16 protein-coding genes are annotated in these 16,430 nt (G+C 65.2%); 7 read left to right on the plus strand and 9 right to left on the minus strand.

The genetic code is table 11. The annotated features are described in order from the left end of the window. Nucleotides 1-109: 109 nt before the first annotated feature. Together KW821_RS15575 and KW821_RS15580 are read left to right on the plus strand one after the other, a co-directional pair. On the plus strand, nucleotides 110-1,009 hold the full coding sequence (locus tag KW821_RS15575) for an acyltransferase (protein ID WP_033129035.1): 900 nt from the start codon (nucleotides 110-112) through the stop codon (nucleotides 1,007-1,009). A gap of 9 nt (nucleotides 1,010-1,018) precedes the next feature. Further along, entirely contained in the window at nucleotides 1,019-1,972 is a 954-nt protein-coding gene (locus KW821_RS15580) for an acyltransferase (protein WP_218292080.1), read from the plus strand. Here KW821_RS15580 and KW821_RS15585 read toward each other — a convergent pair. Both KW821_RS15585 and KW821_RS15590 read right to left on the minus strand, forming a co-directional pair. Further along, nucleotides 1,918-2,400, minus strand: coding sequence for a DUF523 domain-containing protein (locus tag KW821_RS15585; protein ID WP_218292081.1), 483 nt, complete (start codon nucleotides 2,398-2,400; stop codon nucleotides 1,918-1,920). The genes KW821_RS15580 and KW821_RS15585 overlap by 55 nt on opposite strands. Next, a complete protein-coding gene (locus KW821_RS15590) occupies nucleotides 2,397-3,047 on the minus strand; it encodes a DNA mismatch repair protein MutT (protein ID WP_042654438.1) in 651 nt (216 codons plus the stop codon). The genes KW821_RS15585 and KW821_RS15590 overlap by 4 nt, the downstream gene beginning before the upstream one ends. Nucleotides 3,048-3,121: 74 nt before the next feature. On the opposite strand from KW821_RS15590, the gene KW821_RS15595 reads away from it, so the two are divergent. The 5 genes from KW821_RS15595 (at nucleotide 3,122) to phnE (ending at nucleotide 8,378) form a co-directional block, all read left to right on the plus strand. Further along, nucleotides 3,122-3,757, plus strand: coding sequence for a nicotinamidase (locus tag KW821_RS15595; RefSeq protein ID WP_218292082.1), 636 nt, complete (start codon nucleotides 3,122-3,124; stop codon nucleotides 3,755-3,757). Nucleotides 3,758-3,937: 180 nt separating this feature from the next. After that, on the plus strand, nucleotides 3,938-5,116 hold the full coding sequence (pncB, locus tag KW821_RS15600; protein ID WP_218292083.1) for a nicotinate phosphoribosyltransferase: 1,179 nt from the start codon (nucleotides 3,938-3,940) through the stop codon (nucleotides 5,114-5,116). A 123-nt stretch (nucleotides 5,117-5,239) separates the two neighbouring features. Next, the gene (locus KW821_RS15605; RefSeq protein WP_218292084.1) at nucleotides 5,240-6,085 is read left to right on the plus strand and encodes a putative selenate ABC transporter substrate-binding protein; all 846 of its coding nucleotides are present in this window, start codon (nucleotides 5,240-5,242) and stop codon (nucleotides 6,083-6,085) included. Beyond that, nucleotides 6,082-6,843, plus strand: a complete 762-nt coding sequence (locus KW821_RS15610) for an ATP-binding cassette domain-containing protein (RefSeq protein ID WP_218292085.1) — start codon at nucleotides 6,082-6,084, stop codon at nucleotides 6,841-6,843. The genes KW821_RS15605 and KW821_RS15610 overlap by 4 nt, the downstream gene beginning before the upstream one ends. Beyond that, entirely contained in the window at nucleotides 6,840-8,378 is a 1,539-nt protein-coding gene (gene phnE / locus KW821_RS15615) for a phosphonate ABC transporter, permease protein PhnE (RefSeq protein ID WP_256353517.1), read from the plus strand. Before KW821_RS15610 ends, phnE begins: the two co-directional genes overlap by 4 nt. Before the next feature lie 103 nt (nucleotides 8,379-8,481). Here phnE and KW821_RS15620 read toward each other — a convergent pair whose 3' ends face one another. From KW821_RS15620 to KW821_RS15650, 7 genes are all read right to left on the minus strand, one after another. Next, on the minus strand, nucleotides 8,482-9,090 hold the full coding sequence (locus tag KW821_RS15620) for a thiol:disulfide interchange protein DsbA/DsbL (RefSeq protein ID WP_042654443.1): 609 nt from the start codon (nucleotides 9,088-9,090) through the stop codon (nucleotides 8,482-8,484). 140 nt (nucleotides 9,091-9,230) lie between these two features. Further along, on the minus strand, nucleotides 9,231-10,220 hold the full coding sequence (locus tag KW821_RS15625) for a serine/threonine protein kinase (protein WP_218292087.1): 990 nt from the start codon (nucleotides 10,218-10,220) through the stop codon (nucleotides 9,231-9,233). A 141-nt stretch (nucleotides 10,221-10,361) separates the two neighbouring features. After that, the gene (ccoG, locus tag KW821_RS15630) at nucleotides 10,362-11,798 is read right to left on the minus strand and encodes a cytochrome c oxidase accessory protein CcoG (RefSeq protein ID WP_218292088.1); all 1,437 of its coding nucleotides are present in this window, start codon (nucleotides 11,796-11,798) and stop codon (nucleotides 10,362-10,364) included. A 196-nt stretch (nucleotides 11,799-11,994) separates the two neighbouring features. Then, nucleotides 11,995-12,258, minus strand: a complete 264-nt coding sequence (locus KW821_RS15635; RefSeq protein ID WP_042654446.1) for a YihD family protein — start codon at nucleotides 12,256-12,258, stop codon at nucleotides 11,995-11,997. Nucleotides 12,259-12,289: 31 nt separating this feature from the next. After that, nucleotides 12,290-13,444 (minus strand): diguanylate cyclase, encoded by a 1,155-nt coding sequence (locus KW821_RS15640; protein WP_218292089.1) that lies wholly within the window; start codon nucleotides 13,442-13,444, stop codon nucleotides 12,290-12,292. Between the two features lie 184 nt (nucleotides 13,445-13,628). Beyond that, on the minus strand, nucleotides 13,629-14,018 hold the full coding sequence (gene cueR, locus KW821_RS15645) for a Cu(I)-responsive transcriptional regulator (protein WP_042654448.1): 390 nt from the start codon (nucleotides 14,016-14,018) through the stop codon (nucleotides 13,629-13,631). Nucleotides 14,019-14,028: 10 nt separating this feature from the next. After that, nucleotides 14,029-16,428 (minus strand): heavy metal translocating P-type ATPase, encoded by a 2,400-nt coding sequence (locus KW821_RS15650; protein WP_218292090.1) that lies wholly within the window; start codon nucleotides 16,426-16,428, stop codon nucleotides 14,029-14,031. Between the last annotated feature and the right edge of the window lie 2 nt (nucleotides 16,429-16,430).

The following is a 16,430-nucleotide window of genomic DNA, read 5'->3' on the forward strand; positions in this document are numbered from 1 at the left end:
TATGTGGTCCATGGCTGTCAGACATGGTTTAGCGCGCCATCGGCTGATATTATGGCCACAGATCTGACCACTTGGTGGTCATCCACAAGCAAGAAGACGGACTCGATTCATGCAAAACAAGCTGATAGAGCGACTGCGCGGCAGCCTCTCGACCCTGCTCTATTTCCTCAATACCCTGTTCTGGTTTGTCCCCATACTGCTGCTCGGCCTGGTCAAGCTGCTGCTGCCGATCAGGGGCTGGCGTACCCTCTGCAACGCCCTGCTGGATGGCTGCGCCAGCTGCTGGATAGGTTTCAACAATCTGATCCAGAAAGTCATCATCAGAACCACTTTTGAGGTGGTCGGAGTGGACAAAGGGCGCCGGAATGAGTGGTATATGGTGATTGCCAACCATCAATCCTGGGTCGACATACTGGTATTGCAGCGAATTTTTAATCAGAAAATCCCCTTCCTGAAGTTTTTCCTCAAGAAAGAACTGATTTGGGTACCTTTTCTCGGTCTGGCCTGGTGGGCGCTGGATTTCCCCTTCATGCGACGTTATTCCCGAAAGTTTCTGGAAAAACGCCCTCATCTGAAGGGAAAGGACATAGAAACAACCCGTAAGGCCTGTGCCAAGTTCCGCCACATTCCGGTGAGCGTGATGAACTTCGTGGAGGGCACCCGCTTCACCGCCCACAAGCATGACAAGCAGGCCGCCCCCTATCGCCATCTGCTGCACCCGAGGGCAGGCGGGGTCGCCTTTACCCTGGCGGCCATGGGGGATCAACTGCACCAGCTGGTGGATGTGACCATCGCCTATCCGGGCGGCATCCCCAGTTACTGGGACTTCATGTGCGGGCGGGTCAGGGAAATCAAGGTTCGGGTGCGCTATCTGCCGATCGAACGCAATCTGGTGGGGGATTACTTCAATGACCCCGAGTTCCAACAAGAGTTTCAACAGTGGTTGAACGGGATCTGGCACGAGAAGGATCAGACCCTGAGCCAACTGCTGGCGGACGAGACACAGTAAACGACACCCATGCTCACCTTTCTTCCCGGCCCGCTGGTGCTGCTCATCAGCGCCAGCCTGACCATATTGTTCATCATCCTGGTCTCCAGCCTGATCCTGCTGGTGTCGCTGATCAAGCTGCTGCCGATCCCGGGCCTCAGCCACGCCTGCAGCCGGATCAACAACGGCATCATGCGCTTCTGGCTGAGCTGCAACGCCCTGGTGATCCGCCTCACCACCCGCATCGAGTGGCAGATCGAAGACGACACCCGGTTGCGCAAGGATGGCTGGTATCTGATCGTCAGCAACCACCTGAGCTGGACCGACATAGTGGTGCTGGGCCATCTGTTCAGGGACCGGCTGCCGGTGCCCAAGTTCTTCATGAAGCACGAGCTGATCTACATCCCGCTGATGGGATTGGCCTGCTGGGGGCTGGACATGCCCTTCATGCGCCGCTACTCGCGGGCATTCCTGCTGCGCAACCCGCACCTGCGCGGCAAGGACATAGAGACCACCCGCAACGCCTGCGAGAAGTTTCGCCACATCCCCACCACCGTCATCAACTTCGTGGAAGGCACCCGTTTCACCGAGTCCAAGCGGGATGCGGTGCGCTCAGCCTACCGTCACCTGATGCCGCCCAAGGCGGCGGGGCTGGCCTTCACCCTGGCCGCCATGGGGGAGCAGTTCGACAGCCTGATCAACGTCACCATCAGCTATCCGGACAACGCCGAGACCCCGTTCAAGGACTTCCTGATGGGGCGGATGAAGCGCATTCGGGTGCGCATCGAGGAGCTGCCCGTCGATGAGCCGCTGGTGGGGGATTACTTCAACGACAAGCAGTTCAAGCGGGGCTTCCAGCAGTGGCTGAACCAGCGCTGGCAGGAGAAAGACAGGGTGCTGGCGCAGTGGCAGGAGACCGATGCGGCGGCTCAGGTCGAGGCGGTGGTCGCCGAGGTGAGCGCCGAGGCCAGCTCGGGCAGCTGATCCTCCGAGAAGACTCTGATGCCGTGGCGCCGCAGCAGGGCCGTGGTCTTGCCCTCACCCGCCATCGAAACTCCCTCGAAGCGGCCGTTGTAGATGCGGCCGCTGCCACAGGAGGGACTCCCCTCCTTGAGCAGCGCGAAGCGGATCCCCTGGCTCTGGCAGAGCCGCAACGCCAGTTCGGCACCGCGATCGAATTCGGCGGTCACGTCCAGCCCAGACTGAGTCACCACCAACTCCCCCTGCCGCTCGGCGGGCGGGCGCGGGGTCGGCAGGCCACCAGCCACCTCGGGGCAGAAGGCCAGGGTGCGCCCCTCGGCCCCCAGCGAGCTCAGCCAGTCGCTGAGGATCCCCTTGCTCTGACCGTCATACCGCACCGGCTGCCCGAGCAGGCAGGCGCTGACCAGCACGCGTAGCGGTTTATGGTTCATGCTTCGGCTCCGTTCATCACCTGATCGAACATCACGCAGCAGGGGCTCTCCAGCCGGTAGAGGATGGCGGGGCGCTGCTTGCCGGTGCGCTTGCGGCCGGTATCCACCAGGATATCGGCGCGATGGATGCGCTTGCGAAACGCCGCCGTGTTCATCGGAGTCTGCAGGATGACCTCGAAGGCGCGCTGCACCTCGGAGAGGGTGAACTCGGGACCAAGCAGTTGCAGTGGCAGGGTGCTGTAGCGGCTCTTGATGCGCAGCCGCTCCAGCCCCTTGGCGATCAGCTGGCCGTGGTCGAAGGCGAGGCCGAGGCCCGGCAAGACAGAGAGCGGATGCCAGCAGCCGCGCACCGCCTCCACCTCAGGCTCGACCAGGCACAGGTAGACCAGGGTGGTGGACCAGCCGCGGGGATCCCGCTCCAGATTGCCGAGGGTGCAGACCTGCTCGCTGTAGCAGTGGCCCAGCCCCCACTCCGCCAGCAGGCGATGGCGGGCGGCGTCCAGATCCCGGTCCCGCGTCTCGTCGATGCGCAGCGCGGGCAACTGCCAGCTATGGGCAAAGGGGGGGCGATCGCGGGTCTCGAGGAGCAGCTCGAGCCGCTCCTCGTTCAACCGCAGCACCACCATATCCAGACTCATTCTCGGCATCCTGACTGACCTGCTCGCCTTCCAATAATGTTTGGTAGATAATATCACAAGGATAGTATGTGCAGGAGCCAATCATGGGAACCGTCGCCAGCCTGGATATTGATGCGCAGAAGGGCTTCACCCCCCTCTGCCCGAACGAACTGCCCGTCGCGGGTGGGGATGCAATTGTGGCTGCGCTCAACGCCCAGGCCCGCCTCGCCAGCCTGCGGGCAGGCAGCAAGGATGCCCACCCCCGCAATGCCGCCTGGGCCGTCTCTGACCCCGCCGACATGCTGCAGCCGCTGAATCTGCCCAACGCCGACCTCAGCTGGCCGGTGCACTGCGTGCCGGGCACCCCGGGCTTCGAGCTGCTGGACGGCCTGCCCGCCCCCATCGATTACGACTTCTTCGTCTGGAAGGGGATCGAGCCTGATCTGCATCCCTACGGCGCCTGCTTCCACGACCTGGCCGAGCGGCGCAGCACAGGCCTCATCGAGTTTCTGCAGTCCCGCGGCGTCAGCACTGTGCTGGTCGGCGGCCTCGCCACCGACTACTGCGTCAAGACCAGCGTGTTGCAACTGCGCCGGGCCGGCCTGCGGGTGATAGTCCATCTCGACGCCTGCCGTGGCATCAGCCCCGAGACGGTGGCCCAGGCCCGCACCCAGATGATCGAGGCTGGCGCCGAACTGGTCCAGACCCTGACCGATGTACAACGCCTGCTGGACGCCTGACATGCCCATCACTCTCACCAGCCTGCCCGGCGCCCGCAAATTACCCATGCGGCAGGTCACCCGCCTGCCAGGATACTGATATGCCTCCTATCCTCACCAGCCTGCTCGACACCGATGCCTGCAAATTACATATGCGGCAGGGGAACGTCATCGCGCTCACCAGCCTGCGGGGAGTCTGATATGCCGCCGATTCTCACCAGCCTGCTCGACACCGACGCCTACAAGCTGCACATGCAGCAGGCCGTGTTCCATCGCTATCCGGATGCCGAGGTGGTGGCCGAGTTCCACAGCCGCAACGAAGAGGATCTGTTGCCCATGATGGGCCAGATCGAGGAGCAGCTGCACCTCGCCGGCTCCCTGCGGCTGACCAAGCCCGAGCTCGACTTCCTGGCCGAGCGCCCCTTCTTCACCGCCGATTACCTCGATCACCTGCGCCGCAAGCCGCTCGATGCCTCCCTGCTGCGGGTGTTCGAGCAGGATGGTCGCATCAATGTGCGGGTCGAGGGCCCCTGGCAGGATGTGATCCTGTGGGAGATACCGGTGCTCGCCATCATCAGCGAGATGCGCAACCGCTTTCGCTATCCCCAGTTCGGGGTGAGTCAGGCGCTGGAGCGGCTGGATCAGAAGATCGACAAGCTGGAGCATGAGCTGAGCCCGGCGGAGATGCAGGATTTCAACCTCATCGACTTCGGTACTCGCCGCCGCTTCTCCCACACGGTGCAGGACGCCGTGGTGGGCCGTCTCAAGGAGCGCCTGCCGGCATTCAAGGGCACCAGCAACTACCAGCTGGCCCAGAAATACCGGCTGCCGGCGGTGGGCACCCAGGCCCACGAATGGTTCCAGGCCCACCAGCAGCTCGGCTTCCCGCTGGAGCACAGCCAGCGTGCGGCCCTCACCAGCTGGCTGGACGAGTTCACCAACCACCTGGGGATCGCCCTGACCGACTGCATCACCATGGATGCCTTCCTGCGCGACTTCGACTTCGAGCTGGCCAGCCGCTACCAGGGCCTGCGCCACGACTCCGGCGATCCCGTGGTGTGGGGCGAGAAGGCCATCAGCCACTATCAGCGGCTCGGCATAGACCCCAGAGACAAGACGCTGGTGTTCTCCGACGGCCTCAACCTCGACAAGGCGGTGCAGCTGTTCCGCCACTTCCGCGGCCGCATCAACACCAGCTTCGGCATCGGCACCAAGCTCACCTGCGATCTGCCCGGCGTCAGCCCGATGAACATCGTCTTCAAGTTGATGGAGTGCAACGGCGGCCCGGTCGCCAAGATCTCCGACAGCCCGGGCAAGACCCTGTGCCGGGATGCGGACTTCATCCGCAACCTCAAGCAGGCGTTTCACGTCGGGGTGTAAGGTAGCTTTTTAGGGGCGCCGCCTTGTGCATCACGCCGCCGGCGCCCTACCATGATTCACTTGCCAGGTCCGACAGTTGTCGGGCCTTTCTCTTGCCCGAACGACAGACCACAAGGAACTGCCATGACACGTAAATGGATGTTTGCCCTCACCACCCTGCTCGCCAGCCTGGGCGCCACCGCCGCCGAGCCGCTGCGCGTCTCCGCCATTCCGGACGAGGCTCCCACCGAGCTGCAGCGCAAGTTTGCCCCGCTGGGTGACTACCTGGCTGAGCAGACCGGCCGCGAGGTGGTGTTCGTACCGGTCAACGACTACGCCGCCGTGGTGGAGGCGCTGGCCTCCGGCAAGCTCGACATGGCCTGGCTCGGGGGCTTCACCTACGTGCAGGCCCATCGCCGGGCCGACAAGGTAGTGCCGCTGGTGCAGCGTCAGGAAGATGCCCAGTTCACCTCCAAGTTCATCGCCAACGCGGACAGCGGCATCAAGACCCTGACCGACACCAAGGGCAAGGACTTCGCGTTCGGTTCCCCCTCCTCCACCTCGGGCCACCTGATGCCGCGCCACTTCCTGGCCGAGCAGGGCATAGTGCCGGAGCGTGACTTCGCCCACGTCGCCTTCTCCGGCGCCCACGACGCCACCGTCGCCTGGGTCGCCTCCGGCAAGGTGCCGGCCGGTGCGCTCAACGCCTCGGTGTGGGACAAGCTGGTGGAAGAGGGCAAGGTCGATACCGCCAAGGTGAAGGTGATCTGGACCACGCCGACCTATTTTGACTACAACTGGACGGTGCGCGGCGACCTGGACCCAGCGCTGCAGGAGAAGATCAAGCAGGCCTTCCTCAAGCTGGATCCCGCCATCCCGGCCCAGGCCGAGATACTCAAGCTGCAACGAGCCAGCCGCTTCATCGAGACCAAGCCCGAGAACTACCTGGGCATCGAAGCCGCCGCGACCCAGGCCGGCCTGCTGAAGTGATCGCCGTCGCCTTGACAGGGGAGGGACTGCGGCTCGGCCAGAGCCGCATCCTGCACCCGTTCAGCCTGCGGCTGGAGGCGGGTGAGTGCGTCGCCATCATAGGGCCGAGCGGAGCGGGCAAGACCAGCCTGCTGCGCCTGCTCGGCACCGAGCTGCGCGGGGAGGGCAGCCTCAGCCTCTGGGGGCAGGATCCCTGGGCCCTATCCAGCCACGCCCGCCAGCGGCTGCGCAGCCGGATCGGCATGGTCTGGCAACAGCCGCCCCTGCCCGCCTCCCAGCCGGTGCTGACCGCCGTGCTGGCCGGGCGGCTCGGTCAATGGTCCCTCGGCCGCGCCCTGCTCTCGCTGCTGCGCCCCTGCGACCCCGATGGGGCCAGGGCCGAGCTGGCCCGCCTCGGCCTCGACGACAAGTGGCAGCAGCGCTGTGGCGAGCTCTCCGGCGGCCAGTTGCAGCGGGTCGGCATAGCCCGGGTGCTTTATCAGCAGCCGGAGCTGATCCTGGCCGATGAGCCTGTCTCCGCCCTCGACCCCGTGCTCGCCCGCAGCAGCCTGGACGCCCTGCTGGCCCAGGCCCGCGCCCGGGGCAGCACGCTCATCGCCAACCTGCATGCGGTCGAGCTGGCGCTCGAGCGCTTCCCCCGCATCATAGGCCTGCGCGAGGGACGGGTGCAGTTCGACTGCCCCGCCCAGGCGGTCACCCCGGCCATGCTGAGCGCGCTCTACGCCGGCGACGACGAGGTGGATGCGTGCCTGGGCTGACGGATCGCTGGCGCCATCCCCTGCCCTGGCTGCTGGCGCTGATCGGCTTCAGCCTGTGGCAGCATGCCGACGGCTGGCTCGGGCTGTTTGACGGCCAGAGCTGGCGGCAGATGGGCAACTTCCTCGCCACCAGCTGGCCACCCCGCATGGATCAGGACTTCCTCGGCCTGACCCTGAGCGCTGCCCTGGAGAGCCTGGCGGTCGCCACCCTGGGGCTGGCCGGTGCCCTGCTGCTCGGCGTCCCGTTCGCCCTGCTCGGCTCCCGCGCCCTGTCGCTGGCCGAGCTGGGCCCCATTCCCAGCCCGCTGCGCGGCGCCTTGCGGACCCTCAGCCGGCTGATCGCCATCCTGCTGCGCAGCCTGCCCGAGCTCATCTGGGCGCTGCTGTTCGTGCGGCTGTCCGGGCTCGGGCCCCTGGCCGCCATCCTGGCCATCGCCGTCAGCTACGGCGGCATGCTGGCCAAGGTCTACAACGAGATCATGGAGAGCGGCGCCCTGCAACCGGCCCGCGCCCTGCTGCTCGGCGGCAGCGGCCGCCTGCAGGCGCTCTGGTACGGCGTGCTGCCCGCGGTACGCCAGGAGCTGCTCTCCTACACCGTCTATCGCTGGGAGTGCGCCCTGCGCGCCTCCGTCATCATGGGCTTCGTCGGCGCCGGCGGGCTCGGTCAGCAGCTCGAACTCTCCTTGCGCATGTTTGCCGGCGGCGAGGTGGTGACCCTGCTGCTGGCCTTCATCCTGCTGGTGACCCTGGCCGACGGCCTCAGCGCCTGGCTGCGCCACAGCCGCTCCCCCGGCCTGCAACTGCTGGCCTGCCTGGGGCTGGCCGGCGTCTTGGCGTTCCACCAGCTCGACTGGCGCATGCTGAGCTTCTCCTTCGGCGGAGTGGGGCAGTTTGTCGGCGAGTTTCTGCAACCGGACTGGTCGACGCCCTTCCTGCTGACGGTGGGCACCGGCCTGCTCGATACGGTGCAGATGGCGCTGCTGAGCACCCTGCTGAGCGCCCTGCTGGCCCTGCCGCTGGCCTGCCTCGCCCGTCACTGCTGGCCGCTGCGACTGCTGTTCAACCTGCTGCGCTCCGTGCCCGAGCTCATCTTCGCCAGCCTGCTGGTGATCGCGGTCGGGTTGGGGCCGGTGGCGGGCATACTGGCGCTGGCGCTGCACACCACCGGGGTGCTGGCACGGCTGTTCGTGGAGACGCTGGAGAATGCGGATCAGGCCCCTCGCCTCGCCCTGCAGCTGAGCGGCGCCGGTCGCATCGCCAGCTTCTGGTACGGCCTGTTCCCGCTAGTGGCGCGCCAGTGGCTGGCCTACAGCCTCTATCGCGGCGAGATGAACCTGCGCGCCGCCACCATCCTCGGGGTGGTGGGCGCCGGCGGCTTGGGGCAGCAGCTCTATGTGTCCCTGAGCCTGTTCCGTTACGATCAGGCGGCCACCCTGATCCTGGCCATACTGCTGCTGGTCTGGCTGGCGGAGGCCATCAGCCGTCGCACCCGGCTGCCGCGGCCGGCGCCGTCCCAGCGGGACTGCCAGATCTGAATCCGGATTAACCTCCGTCTGCCTTACCCGCCGAGATGGCCGTAAAAAACAAAAAAGCCCGCCGGTTCGCACCGGCGGGCTTTTTTCATGAGGTCAGGCGGGATCAGTCTTTCTTGGCCAGCAGGTACTTCACCAGCTGGTTGAACTGCTCCTGGGAGGTGATGGATTCAATCTTCACCATGTACTTGCCGTTGACCAGGAAGGCCGGCACACCGCGCACGTTGTAGCTCTCGGTGTTGCGATCGAACTGGGAGACCATGCCGGAGACCGCGAAGCTGTCGACGGCACCGTCGAACTCTTCGGCCGGTACGCCGTTGTCCACGAAGATCTGCTTCACGTCAGCACGGCTCTGCGGCATCTGACGCTGGGTATGGATCTTGTCGAAGATGGCCGGGGTCAGCTTGCCTTCCACGTTCAGCAGGTTGGCGACCGCATAGGCACGCTGCATCTCGGGACCCATCTCGCGACCCAGGAAGGCCACCGGGTTCTTCTTCATCGGCACGCCTTCCGGCAGGTTCTTCTTCAGATCCTCGGCAATCGGCTCGAACTTGGCGCAGTGCGGGCAGAAGTAGGAGAAGAACTCCAGCACTTCCGGTTGGGCGCTGCCGGTCTGGGTAACCACGTCATAGTTGACGCCTTCCTTGAATTCCGGGGCGGCGTGAACCATGGGGATCATCAGCATGGCAGCGAGGAAAAATAGTACTTTTTTCATGACGTTTCCTGTTAAGGGATCACTGTGAGGCACGCCCGGCGAACCGAAGCAGTCCAAGCCTATTGCGTCACCCTCTTGCCGTCAATGCCCAAGGCGAGCCAGGCAGGATCGCCAGCGGGCACGAGGACCCGCAAACGGCATCACCACCCCGGCGTCAGCGACAGGGGCGGCGCTTGCAGGGCGGCGAGCTGGTCATGCAGGGTCGCGATCTGCTGGTGCCAGTAGTGGTCGGTGCCAAACCAGGGGAAGTGGCGCGGAAACGCCGGATCTTCCCAGCGCCGGGCCAGCCAGGCCATGTAGTGGACGATGCGCATGGCTCGCAGCGGCTCGATCAGCGCCAGCTCGCGCGGGTCGAACTCCATGAACTCCTCGTAGCCGGCCAGCAGGGTATCGAGCTGGATCAGCTGCTCGTTGCGATCGCCGGACAGCAGCATCCACAGATCCTGGATGGCGGGGCCGGTGCGGCAGTCATCGAGATCGACGAACATGGGGCCATCGCGCCACAGTATGTTGCCGGGGTGGCAATCCCCGTGCAGGGAGATCTGGGCCACGTCCAGGGTCATGGCGTCGCAGACATGCCGGATCAGCTCGTCGAGCACCCCGAAGAACTGCTTGGCCAGCCCGCTCGGCACCCACTCACCGGCCGCCAGCAGCTGGCGCGGCTCGTGCAGCATGCTCTCCACGTCCAGCCGGACGCGGTGATGGAAGGGGCGGCTGGCGCCGATGCGGTGGATGCGGCCGAGATAGCGCCCCACCCACTCCAGCTGATCCAGGTTGTCCACCTCGAACTGGCGGCCCCCCACGCTCTGCCAGATGGCGAAGGGGTAGCCCTGATGCTCCAGCAGGGTCTCACCGGCGAAGGCGAGCGGCGCCGCCACCGGGATCTCTGCCTCGTTGAGGCGGGCGGAGAAGCCGTGCTCCTCCAGGATCTGGGCCCGGCTCCAGCGACCGGGACGATAGAACTTCACCACGAAGCGGCGGCGATCCTCATCCTGGAACTGGTAGACCCGGTTCTCATAGCTGTTGAGCTCGATGAGGCCGGAATCGATGCGCAGGCCGCTGAGATCGATCGCATCCATGATGAGATCGGGATTGAGGTCGGAATAGTTGAAACGCATGTCATCCACCATGAGAAAGGGGCGCTGTTGCGCCCCATTCTATCCGAGATGGCGGATGAATACCGCCCTCGGCACCGGTCGATAAGCCGGCCGGCTTGCCCCTGGGCAGAGAACGACCGCCATGGCGGACCACTCCGCTCATGGCCAAGGCCGTCACAGCCGGCTGATAAACTTGCTGGCCTGGCGCAGGGTGCCCTTGCTGTCGCCCTCTGCCGCCCCTTCCCGCTTCAGCACGAACTGGATATCCAGGGTCGGTCGCTTCAGGTTGAAGGGGTCCACCGCCACACTCACCGGCAGGGTGAAGATTTCCCCTGGTTTGAGAGTCACCTCGCGCGGGCCGAACCACTGGTGCTCCGGCAGCCCTTCCACGTCCAGCTGATAGGTCTGTGGCTGCAGGGTCTTGTTGAGGATCTTGAGGGTATAGGTGTTCTCAATCAGCCCCTCGCTGTTCTCGCGGAACAGCTGGTTGCGATCCCGCAGTATGTCGAGCCCCATCGGCATGATGGACATGGCGTTGTAGACGAACACCCCCAGCATGATGACCATCACCAGGCCATAACCGAGCAGCTTGGGCCGCGCCACCTGAGTGACGTTGTGGGCCAGCTTGTGCTCGGTGGTGTAGCTGATGAGGCCGGGCGCATAGCCCATCCGATCCATGGTCTGATCGCAGGCGTCGACGCAGGCGCCGCAGTTGATGCACTCGTACTGCAGGCCGTCGCGGATGTCGATGCCGGTCGGGCAGACCTGCACGCAGAGATCGCAGTCGATGCAGTCCCCCAGCCCCAGCGCCTTGTGATCGGCCTTGCGGCTGCGGGCGCCGCGGGTCTCGCCGCGCTTGCTGTCGTAGCCGACGATGTAGGTGTCCTTGTCGAACATGGCGGACTGGAAGCGGGCATAGGGGCACATGTGGATACACATGATGGCGCGCATCCAGCCGGCGTTGCCGTAGGTGCAGGCGGCGAAGAACAGCACCCAGAAGATGACCCAGCCGCTCGCCTGCAGGGTGAAGAATTCAGGCACCAGCTGGAACACATCCTGGAAGTAGGCGACGAAGGTGAGGCCGGTGCCGAGCGACAGCAGGAGCCAGGCCAGATGCTTGGTGCCCTTGCGCGCCAGCTTCTCGCCGCTCCAGGGGGCCGCATCCAGCTTGCGGCGCTTGTTGGCGGAGCCTTCCAGCTTCTCCTCGAACCAGATGAACATGAAGGTCCACACCGTCTGCGGGCAGAGGTAGCCACACCAGACCCGGCCGAGGAAGGTGGTCACGAAGAAGAGCGCGAAGGCGGCGATCATGAAGACCCAGGCCAGCAGGGTCAGATCCTGCGGCCAGATGGTGGCGCCGAAGATGTGGAACTGCTGGTGCTCGAGATCGAACAGCACCGCCTGACGGCCGTCGTAGCGCAGCAGGGGCAGGGTGACGAAGAGGGCGACGAAGAACCAGCCCATGGCCTTGCGCACCCGCTGCCAGTAGCCGGTCTGGGATCTCACATAGATGCTGTTACCGGGGTTGAACCTGTCATCGCCGGCTTTGAACGTGTTGGGATTGAAGGTCCCGGTGACATCCTTGATATCGATCTTGTCCTGGTCGGCCATTTCAACACATAGCTCCACTCATATTGTTATGAAGCCGATTATATCTTAAACAGCCTGCTAATTGTGTGGGTTAAATGTATCTATAGTTCGAGTGTTGTCGCAATTTCGGCTAACAAAAAGAGCCCATAGTCGGTTGACTATGGGCTCTTTTTAGAGATTCTTTTGAAAACCTCATAGCCTGCCGCAGGAGCAAGCTTTACTTGATGCCGCGCGCCTTGAGCAGGGCTTCCTTGAAGTCGGGGACATGATCCTTGGCCAGGCCCGGGATCATCGCCTGCTTGTCGGACTCCCGCATCTTGAGGTGGTAGATCAGCATGTCGTCGGTCAGCTCGGCCAGGGCGCCGTCATAACCGGCCTCTGCCGCCAGTTTGCTGACGAACTGCACCAGGCTGAGATCCTGTTCCTTGATCCAGGCGGGCTGCAGCAGCTCCAGCAGCTCTTCGATACGATGACATTGCATAGACGACCTCTTTAAATCTGTCATGTGAAACTCAGGCAACCTTACCCATCAAGGCTACTTCGATACGATCCCGCCCATTATGCTTGGCCTGATAGAGCGCCGCATCCGCTTTTTGGATCAGCTCGGCGGTCGAGAGGCTGGGATCCGGCACCAGGGTGGCCACCCCGAAGCTGCAACTGACCCGGCCGGAGACCAGGGATTTCTGGTGCGGGATGCCCAGGGAACGCAGGGCCCGGCGCACCTGCTCGGCGATCTGGATAGCCCCCTGCAGGCCGGTGCAGGGCAGCAGCAGGGCAAACTCCTCCCCGCCGTAGCGGGCGGCCAGATCGTCCTCCCGCCGCAACACCTCGGCCAGCAGGCAGGCCACCTGTTGCAGGCAGTCGTCCCCCAGCTGATGGCCGTAGAGATCGTTGAACTGCTTGAAGTAATCCACGTCCACCAGCACCAGGGAGAGGGGCGCCCTGGCCCGCTGGCAGCGGCGCCAGGCGCGTGCCAGCGTGTCGTCGAGGTGGGCCCGGTTGGCGATGCCGGTCAGCCCGTCCAGCCGGGAGGTGAGCCTGAGGTGCTCGGACACCGTCTTGAGCTCGGCCACCAGATCCGCGTTGGCGAAGCGGTGATAGAGGGAGGCCACCTGATCCCGCCGCAGGCGGCGCAACAGGGTCGGCAGAAACACGAACAGGTAACCCGCCAGCAGGCAGGAGACGAGGCGCTCCTGCTCGTTGCCGCCCCCCAGCTCGAACAGCATGGCGAGGCCGAGCGGCAGCACGGCGCCGTAGAGCGCGCGGCGACAGCCGAACAGCATGATGGCGCTGCCGGTGAGGATCAGGCTGGCGAGCATCATCATGGCGGCGCGATAGGTGTCGGGCAGCCGATCCATGTAGAGCAGCACCCCGAGCGCCCAGAGGATGGAGGTGATGGTGACCCCGATGAACAGCTCCCGCTCCAGCACCGGCAAGGGGATCTGCGCCAGCCTTGGCCGGCGCCAGCGCAGGTGCCACCAGCGTGCCAGCAGCAGCAGACAGATCAGCCCCAGCCAACCCAGCGCCTCCCCGGCCGGCAGATAGTCGTGAAACAGCAGGCTCCAGCCGAGCGCCAACAGCGCCAGACAAGGCAGGCTGAACGAGGCGTGGGCATAGAGTTGAGCCATGATGGCTTGCTGCACCTGGCGTGTGACACTCTGGGTCAACTGGATACTCCCTGTACAAGAGCCGGGCAGTTTAGCACTCCCCCTTCCAGGCCAACAATCAATTGCCCGCTATTATGCTGCCGCTCAGCCAGCGCACGGGAAGCATCCAATCGGCACCGGCTCAGGCCGGGAGACCGCCGGGCCCGCCACGAGCGCGGGCCGGTCCGGCAACCCTAAAATCGGCTCAGCCGCGATCCAGCTCGTCGAGGATGGGGCACTCGGGGCTCTCGTCGCCGTGACAGCAGCCCACCACCTCCTCGAGGGAGGCCAGCATGGCCTGCAGGCCCTGGATGCGGGCCCGCAAGTCGACAATCTTCTCCTGCGCCAGCTTCTTCACCTGGGCGCTGGTCCTGTGCTCGTCCCGGTAGAGTGCCAGCAACTCCTGGCACTCCTCCAGATTGAAGCCCGTCTCCCGCGCCCGCTTGACGAAGCGCAGCTCCCGCAGCGCCCCGTCGTTATAGCTGCGGTAGCCGTTATCGCTGCGCACGGGCGCCGCGATCAGGCCGATGCTCTCGTAGTAGCGGATGGTCTTGGCGGTCAGGCCGGTGGCCTTGGCAACCTTGCTGATGTTCATCTGTGCCTCCTTAAGTGTTCGAATGAGTGCCAGCATGGCTCGCCGCCTTGGGCTGCCAGCGTTTCAGTAACAGGGAATTGCTCAATACGGTGATGCTGCTCAGGGCCATGGCCGCCCCCGCCAGTTCGGGGCTGAGGTAGCCAAACGCGGCCAGCGGAATGCCGATGATGTTGAACACGAAGGCCCAGAACAGATTCTGCTGTATGGTGCGCCAGGTCGCCGCCGAGATGTCGATGGCGTCGGCTACCAGCCGCGGATCCGATCTCATGAGAGTGATGGAGGCGGTCTCCATCGCCACATCGGAGCCTGAGCCCATGGCGATCCCCACATCGGCCGCCGCCAGCGCCGGGGCGTCGTTCACCCCGTCCCCGACCATGGCCACCAGGCCATCGACCTGGGCGCGCAGCGCCTCGACCTTGGCCACCTTGCCGGCGGGCAGCACAGAATCGAAGGCCCCGTCCAGCCCCAGCTTGGCGGCGATATGGGCCACGGGGGCCGGCGCATCGCCACTCACCAGCCAGCAGGCGATGCCGCGCTGGCGCAGAGTGGCGATGGCGGCCGGGCTCTCGGGGCGCAGGGTGTCGGCCAGGGCGGCGATGCCAACCGCCACGCCGTCGATGGCGACCCAGACCCGGGTCGCGCCATCGCCGTCCGCCTCATCCTGCTGCGGCATCGAGATCCCGAGCGAGCTCAGCAGGGAGGGGTTGCCGATGGCCACCTCATGACCCGCCACCTTGCCGAGGATGCCGGCACCGACCCGCACCTCCACCTCGTCCGGTTGCGGCAGGGCATCGCCACTGACCGCCTCACGCATGGCCAGCGCCAGCGGGTGTTCACTCGCCTGTTGCAGGGCGGCGGCCAAGCGCAGTTGCGCCGGGGTGCCGCTCCAGCTCGCCAGCACGGGCCTGCCCTGGGTGAGGGTGCCGGTCTTGTCGAAGATCAGCGCCTTGATGGCGTGGGCTTTTTGCAGGGTATCCACGTCCTTGATCAGAATGCCGTGGCGCGCCGCCACCCCGGTGCCGGTGACGATGGCGGCCGGCGTGGCCAGCCCCAGGGCACAGGGACAGGCGATCACCAGCACGGCCACCGCCGCCAGCAGCGCCTGGCCGAAGTCGTTGCCGATGGCGTACCACACCAGCAAGGTGAGCAGGGCGATGGCCATCACCACCGGCACGAACACGGCGGAGACCTTGTCCACCAGCTGCTGCAGCGGGGCCTTGCCCATCTGGGCACTCTCCACCAGGGCGATGATCTTGCTGAGGCTGGAGTCTTCCCCCACTGTGGTGGCCTCGATCTCCAGCACGCCGGAGCGGTTGATGGCCCCGCCCAGCACGCTGTCACCCAAGGTGCGCAGCACCGGCAGGCTCTCGCCGGTGAGGATGGATTCATCCAGCTCGCTCTCGCCGCTGGTGATCTTGCCATCCACCGGCACCCGTTCACCGACCAGCACCCGCAGCCGATCGCCGCGCAGCACCTCATCGACGGAGAGGCTCTGCCACGCCTCGCCGCGCCAGACGGTGGCGGTCTCGGGGCGCAGCGCCATCAGCTCGCGAATGGCGGACTGGGTGCTGCGCCGGGCGCGCGCCTCCAGCAACTTCCCTAACGAGATCAGGGTGATGATGATGGCACTCGCCTCGAAGTAGAGCTTGCCGCTGGCGGCCGCGCCCAGGGTCAGCAACAGGTAGAGGCTGTAGAAGTAGGCGGCGCTGGTCCCGGTCGCCACCAGCACATCCATGTTGGCGGAGCGGTTCTTGAGGGCCAGCCAGGCGCCGCGATAGAAGCGGGCCCCGATCCAGAACTGTACCGGGGTGGCGAGCGCCAGCTCCAGCCAGGCCGGCAGATGCCAGGGCAGCAGCCCGGCCATGGCGACCATCCCCACCAGCAGCGGCAGCGTCAGCAGGGCCGAGACAACCACCTGGATCAAGGCCTTGTGGGCGATGGCTGCCTCCTGCGCCTCACGCTCCTGCAACTGCTGACGGCGGGCGCTGGCACTGCCTTGCGCCAGCTGGGCACCGAAGCCGAGCGCCTCGATCTGCCCACGCAGCGAGGCCGGCGTCTGCGCCCCGGGTACCAGAGTGATGCGGGCCTGCTCGAGGGAGAAGTTCACATCGGCCGAGAGGACACCCGGCAAGGTGGTCAGCATCTTGCCGAGCCGGGCCGAGCAACCGGCACAGGTCATGCCGCTGATCTGGAACGACAACGACTCGCTGCCATAGCCGTAGCCCTGCGCCTCTATGCTGTCCAGCACCTCGGGCAGCCGGGCATCCTGGCTCAGTTCGATGGCCGCCTGCTCCAGCGCGAAGTTGACGGTGGCCTGCACCCCGTCGAGCTTGTTGAGGGCGGTGCTGATCCGGCTGGCGCAGTTCGCGCAGCTCATGCCACTGATGGGAAGTTGAATATGCATGGTCATGA

The sequence above is a fragment of the Aeromonas sp. sif2416 genome, from assembly GCF_019218665.1.
GTDB classification, from domain to species: domain Bacteria; phylum Pseudomonadota; class Gammaproteobacteria; order Enterobacterales; family Aeromonadaceae; genus Aeromonas; species Aeromonas encheleia.

Coding starts and splice junctions, on each gene's coding strand:
- KW821_RS15575 (WP_033129035.1), top strand. CDS start 110: ATGCAAAACAAGCTGATAGAGCGACTGCGCGGCAGCCTCTCGACCCTG.
- KW821_RS15580 (WP_218292080.1), top strand. CDS start 1,019: ATGCTCACCTTTCTTCCCGGCCCGCTGGTGCTGCTCATCAGCGCCAGC.
- KW821_RS15585 (WP_218292081.1), bottom strand. CDS start 2,400: ATGAACCATAAACCGCTACGCGTGCTGGTCAGCGCCTGCCTGCTCGGG.
- KW821_RS15590 (WP_042654438.1), bottom strand. CDS start 3,047: ATGCCGAGAATGAGTCTGGATATGGTGGTGCTGCGGTTGAACGAGGAG.
- KW821_RS15595 (WP_218292082.1), top strand. CDS start 3,122: ATGGGAACCGTCGCCAGCCTGGATATTGATGCGCAGAAGGGCTTCACC.
- pncB (WP_218292083.1), top strand. CDS start 3,938: ATGCCGCCGATTCTCACCAGCCTGCTCGACACCGACGCCTACAAGCTG.
- KW821_RS15605 (WP_218292084.1), top strand. CDS start 5,240: ATGACACGTAAATGGATGTTTGCCCTCACCACCCTGCTCGCCAGCCTG.
- KW821_RS15620 (WP_042654443.1), bottom strand. CDS start 9,090: ATGAAAAAAGTACTATTTTTCCTCGCTGCCATGCTGATGATCCCCATG.
- KW821_RS15625 (WP_218292087.1), bottom strand. CDS start 10,220: ATGGTGGATGACATGCGTTTCAACTATTCCGACCTCAATCCCGATCTC.
- ccoG (WP_218292088.1), bottom strand. CDS start 11,798: ATGGCCGACCAGGACAAGATCGATATCAAGGATGTCACCGGGACCTTC.
- KW821_RS15635 (WP_042654446.1), bottom strand. CDS start 12,258: ATGCAATGTCATCGTATCGAAGAGCTGCTGGAGCTGCTGCAGCCCGCC.
- cueR (WP_042654448.1), bottom strand. CDS start 14,018: ATGAACATCAGCAAGGTTGCCAAGGCCACCGGCCTGACCGCCAAGACC.
- KW821_RS15650 (WP_218292090.1), bottom strand. CDS start 16,428: ATGACCATGCATATTCAACTTCCCATCAGTGGCATGAGCTGCGCGAAC.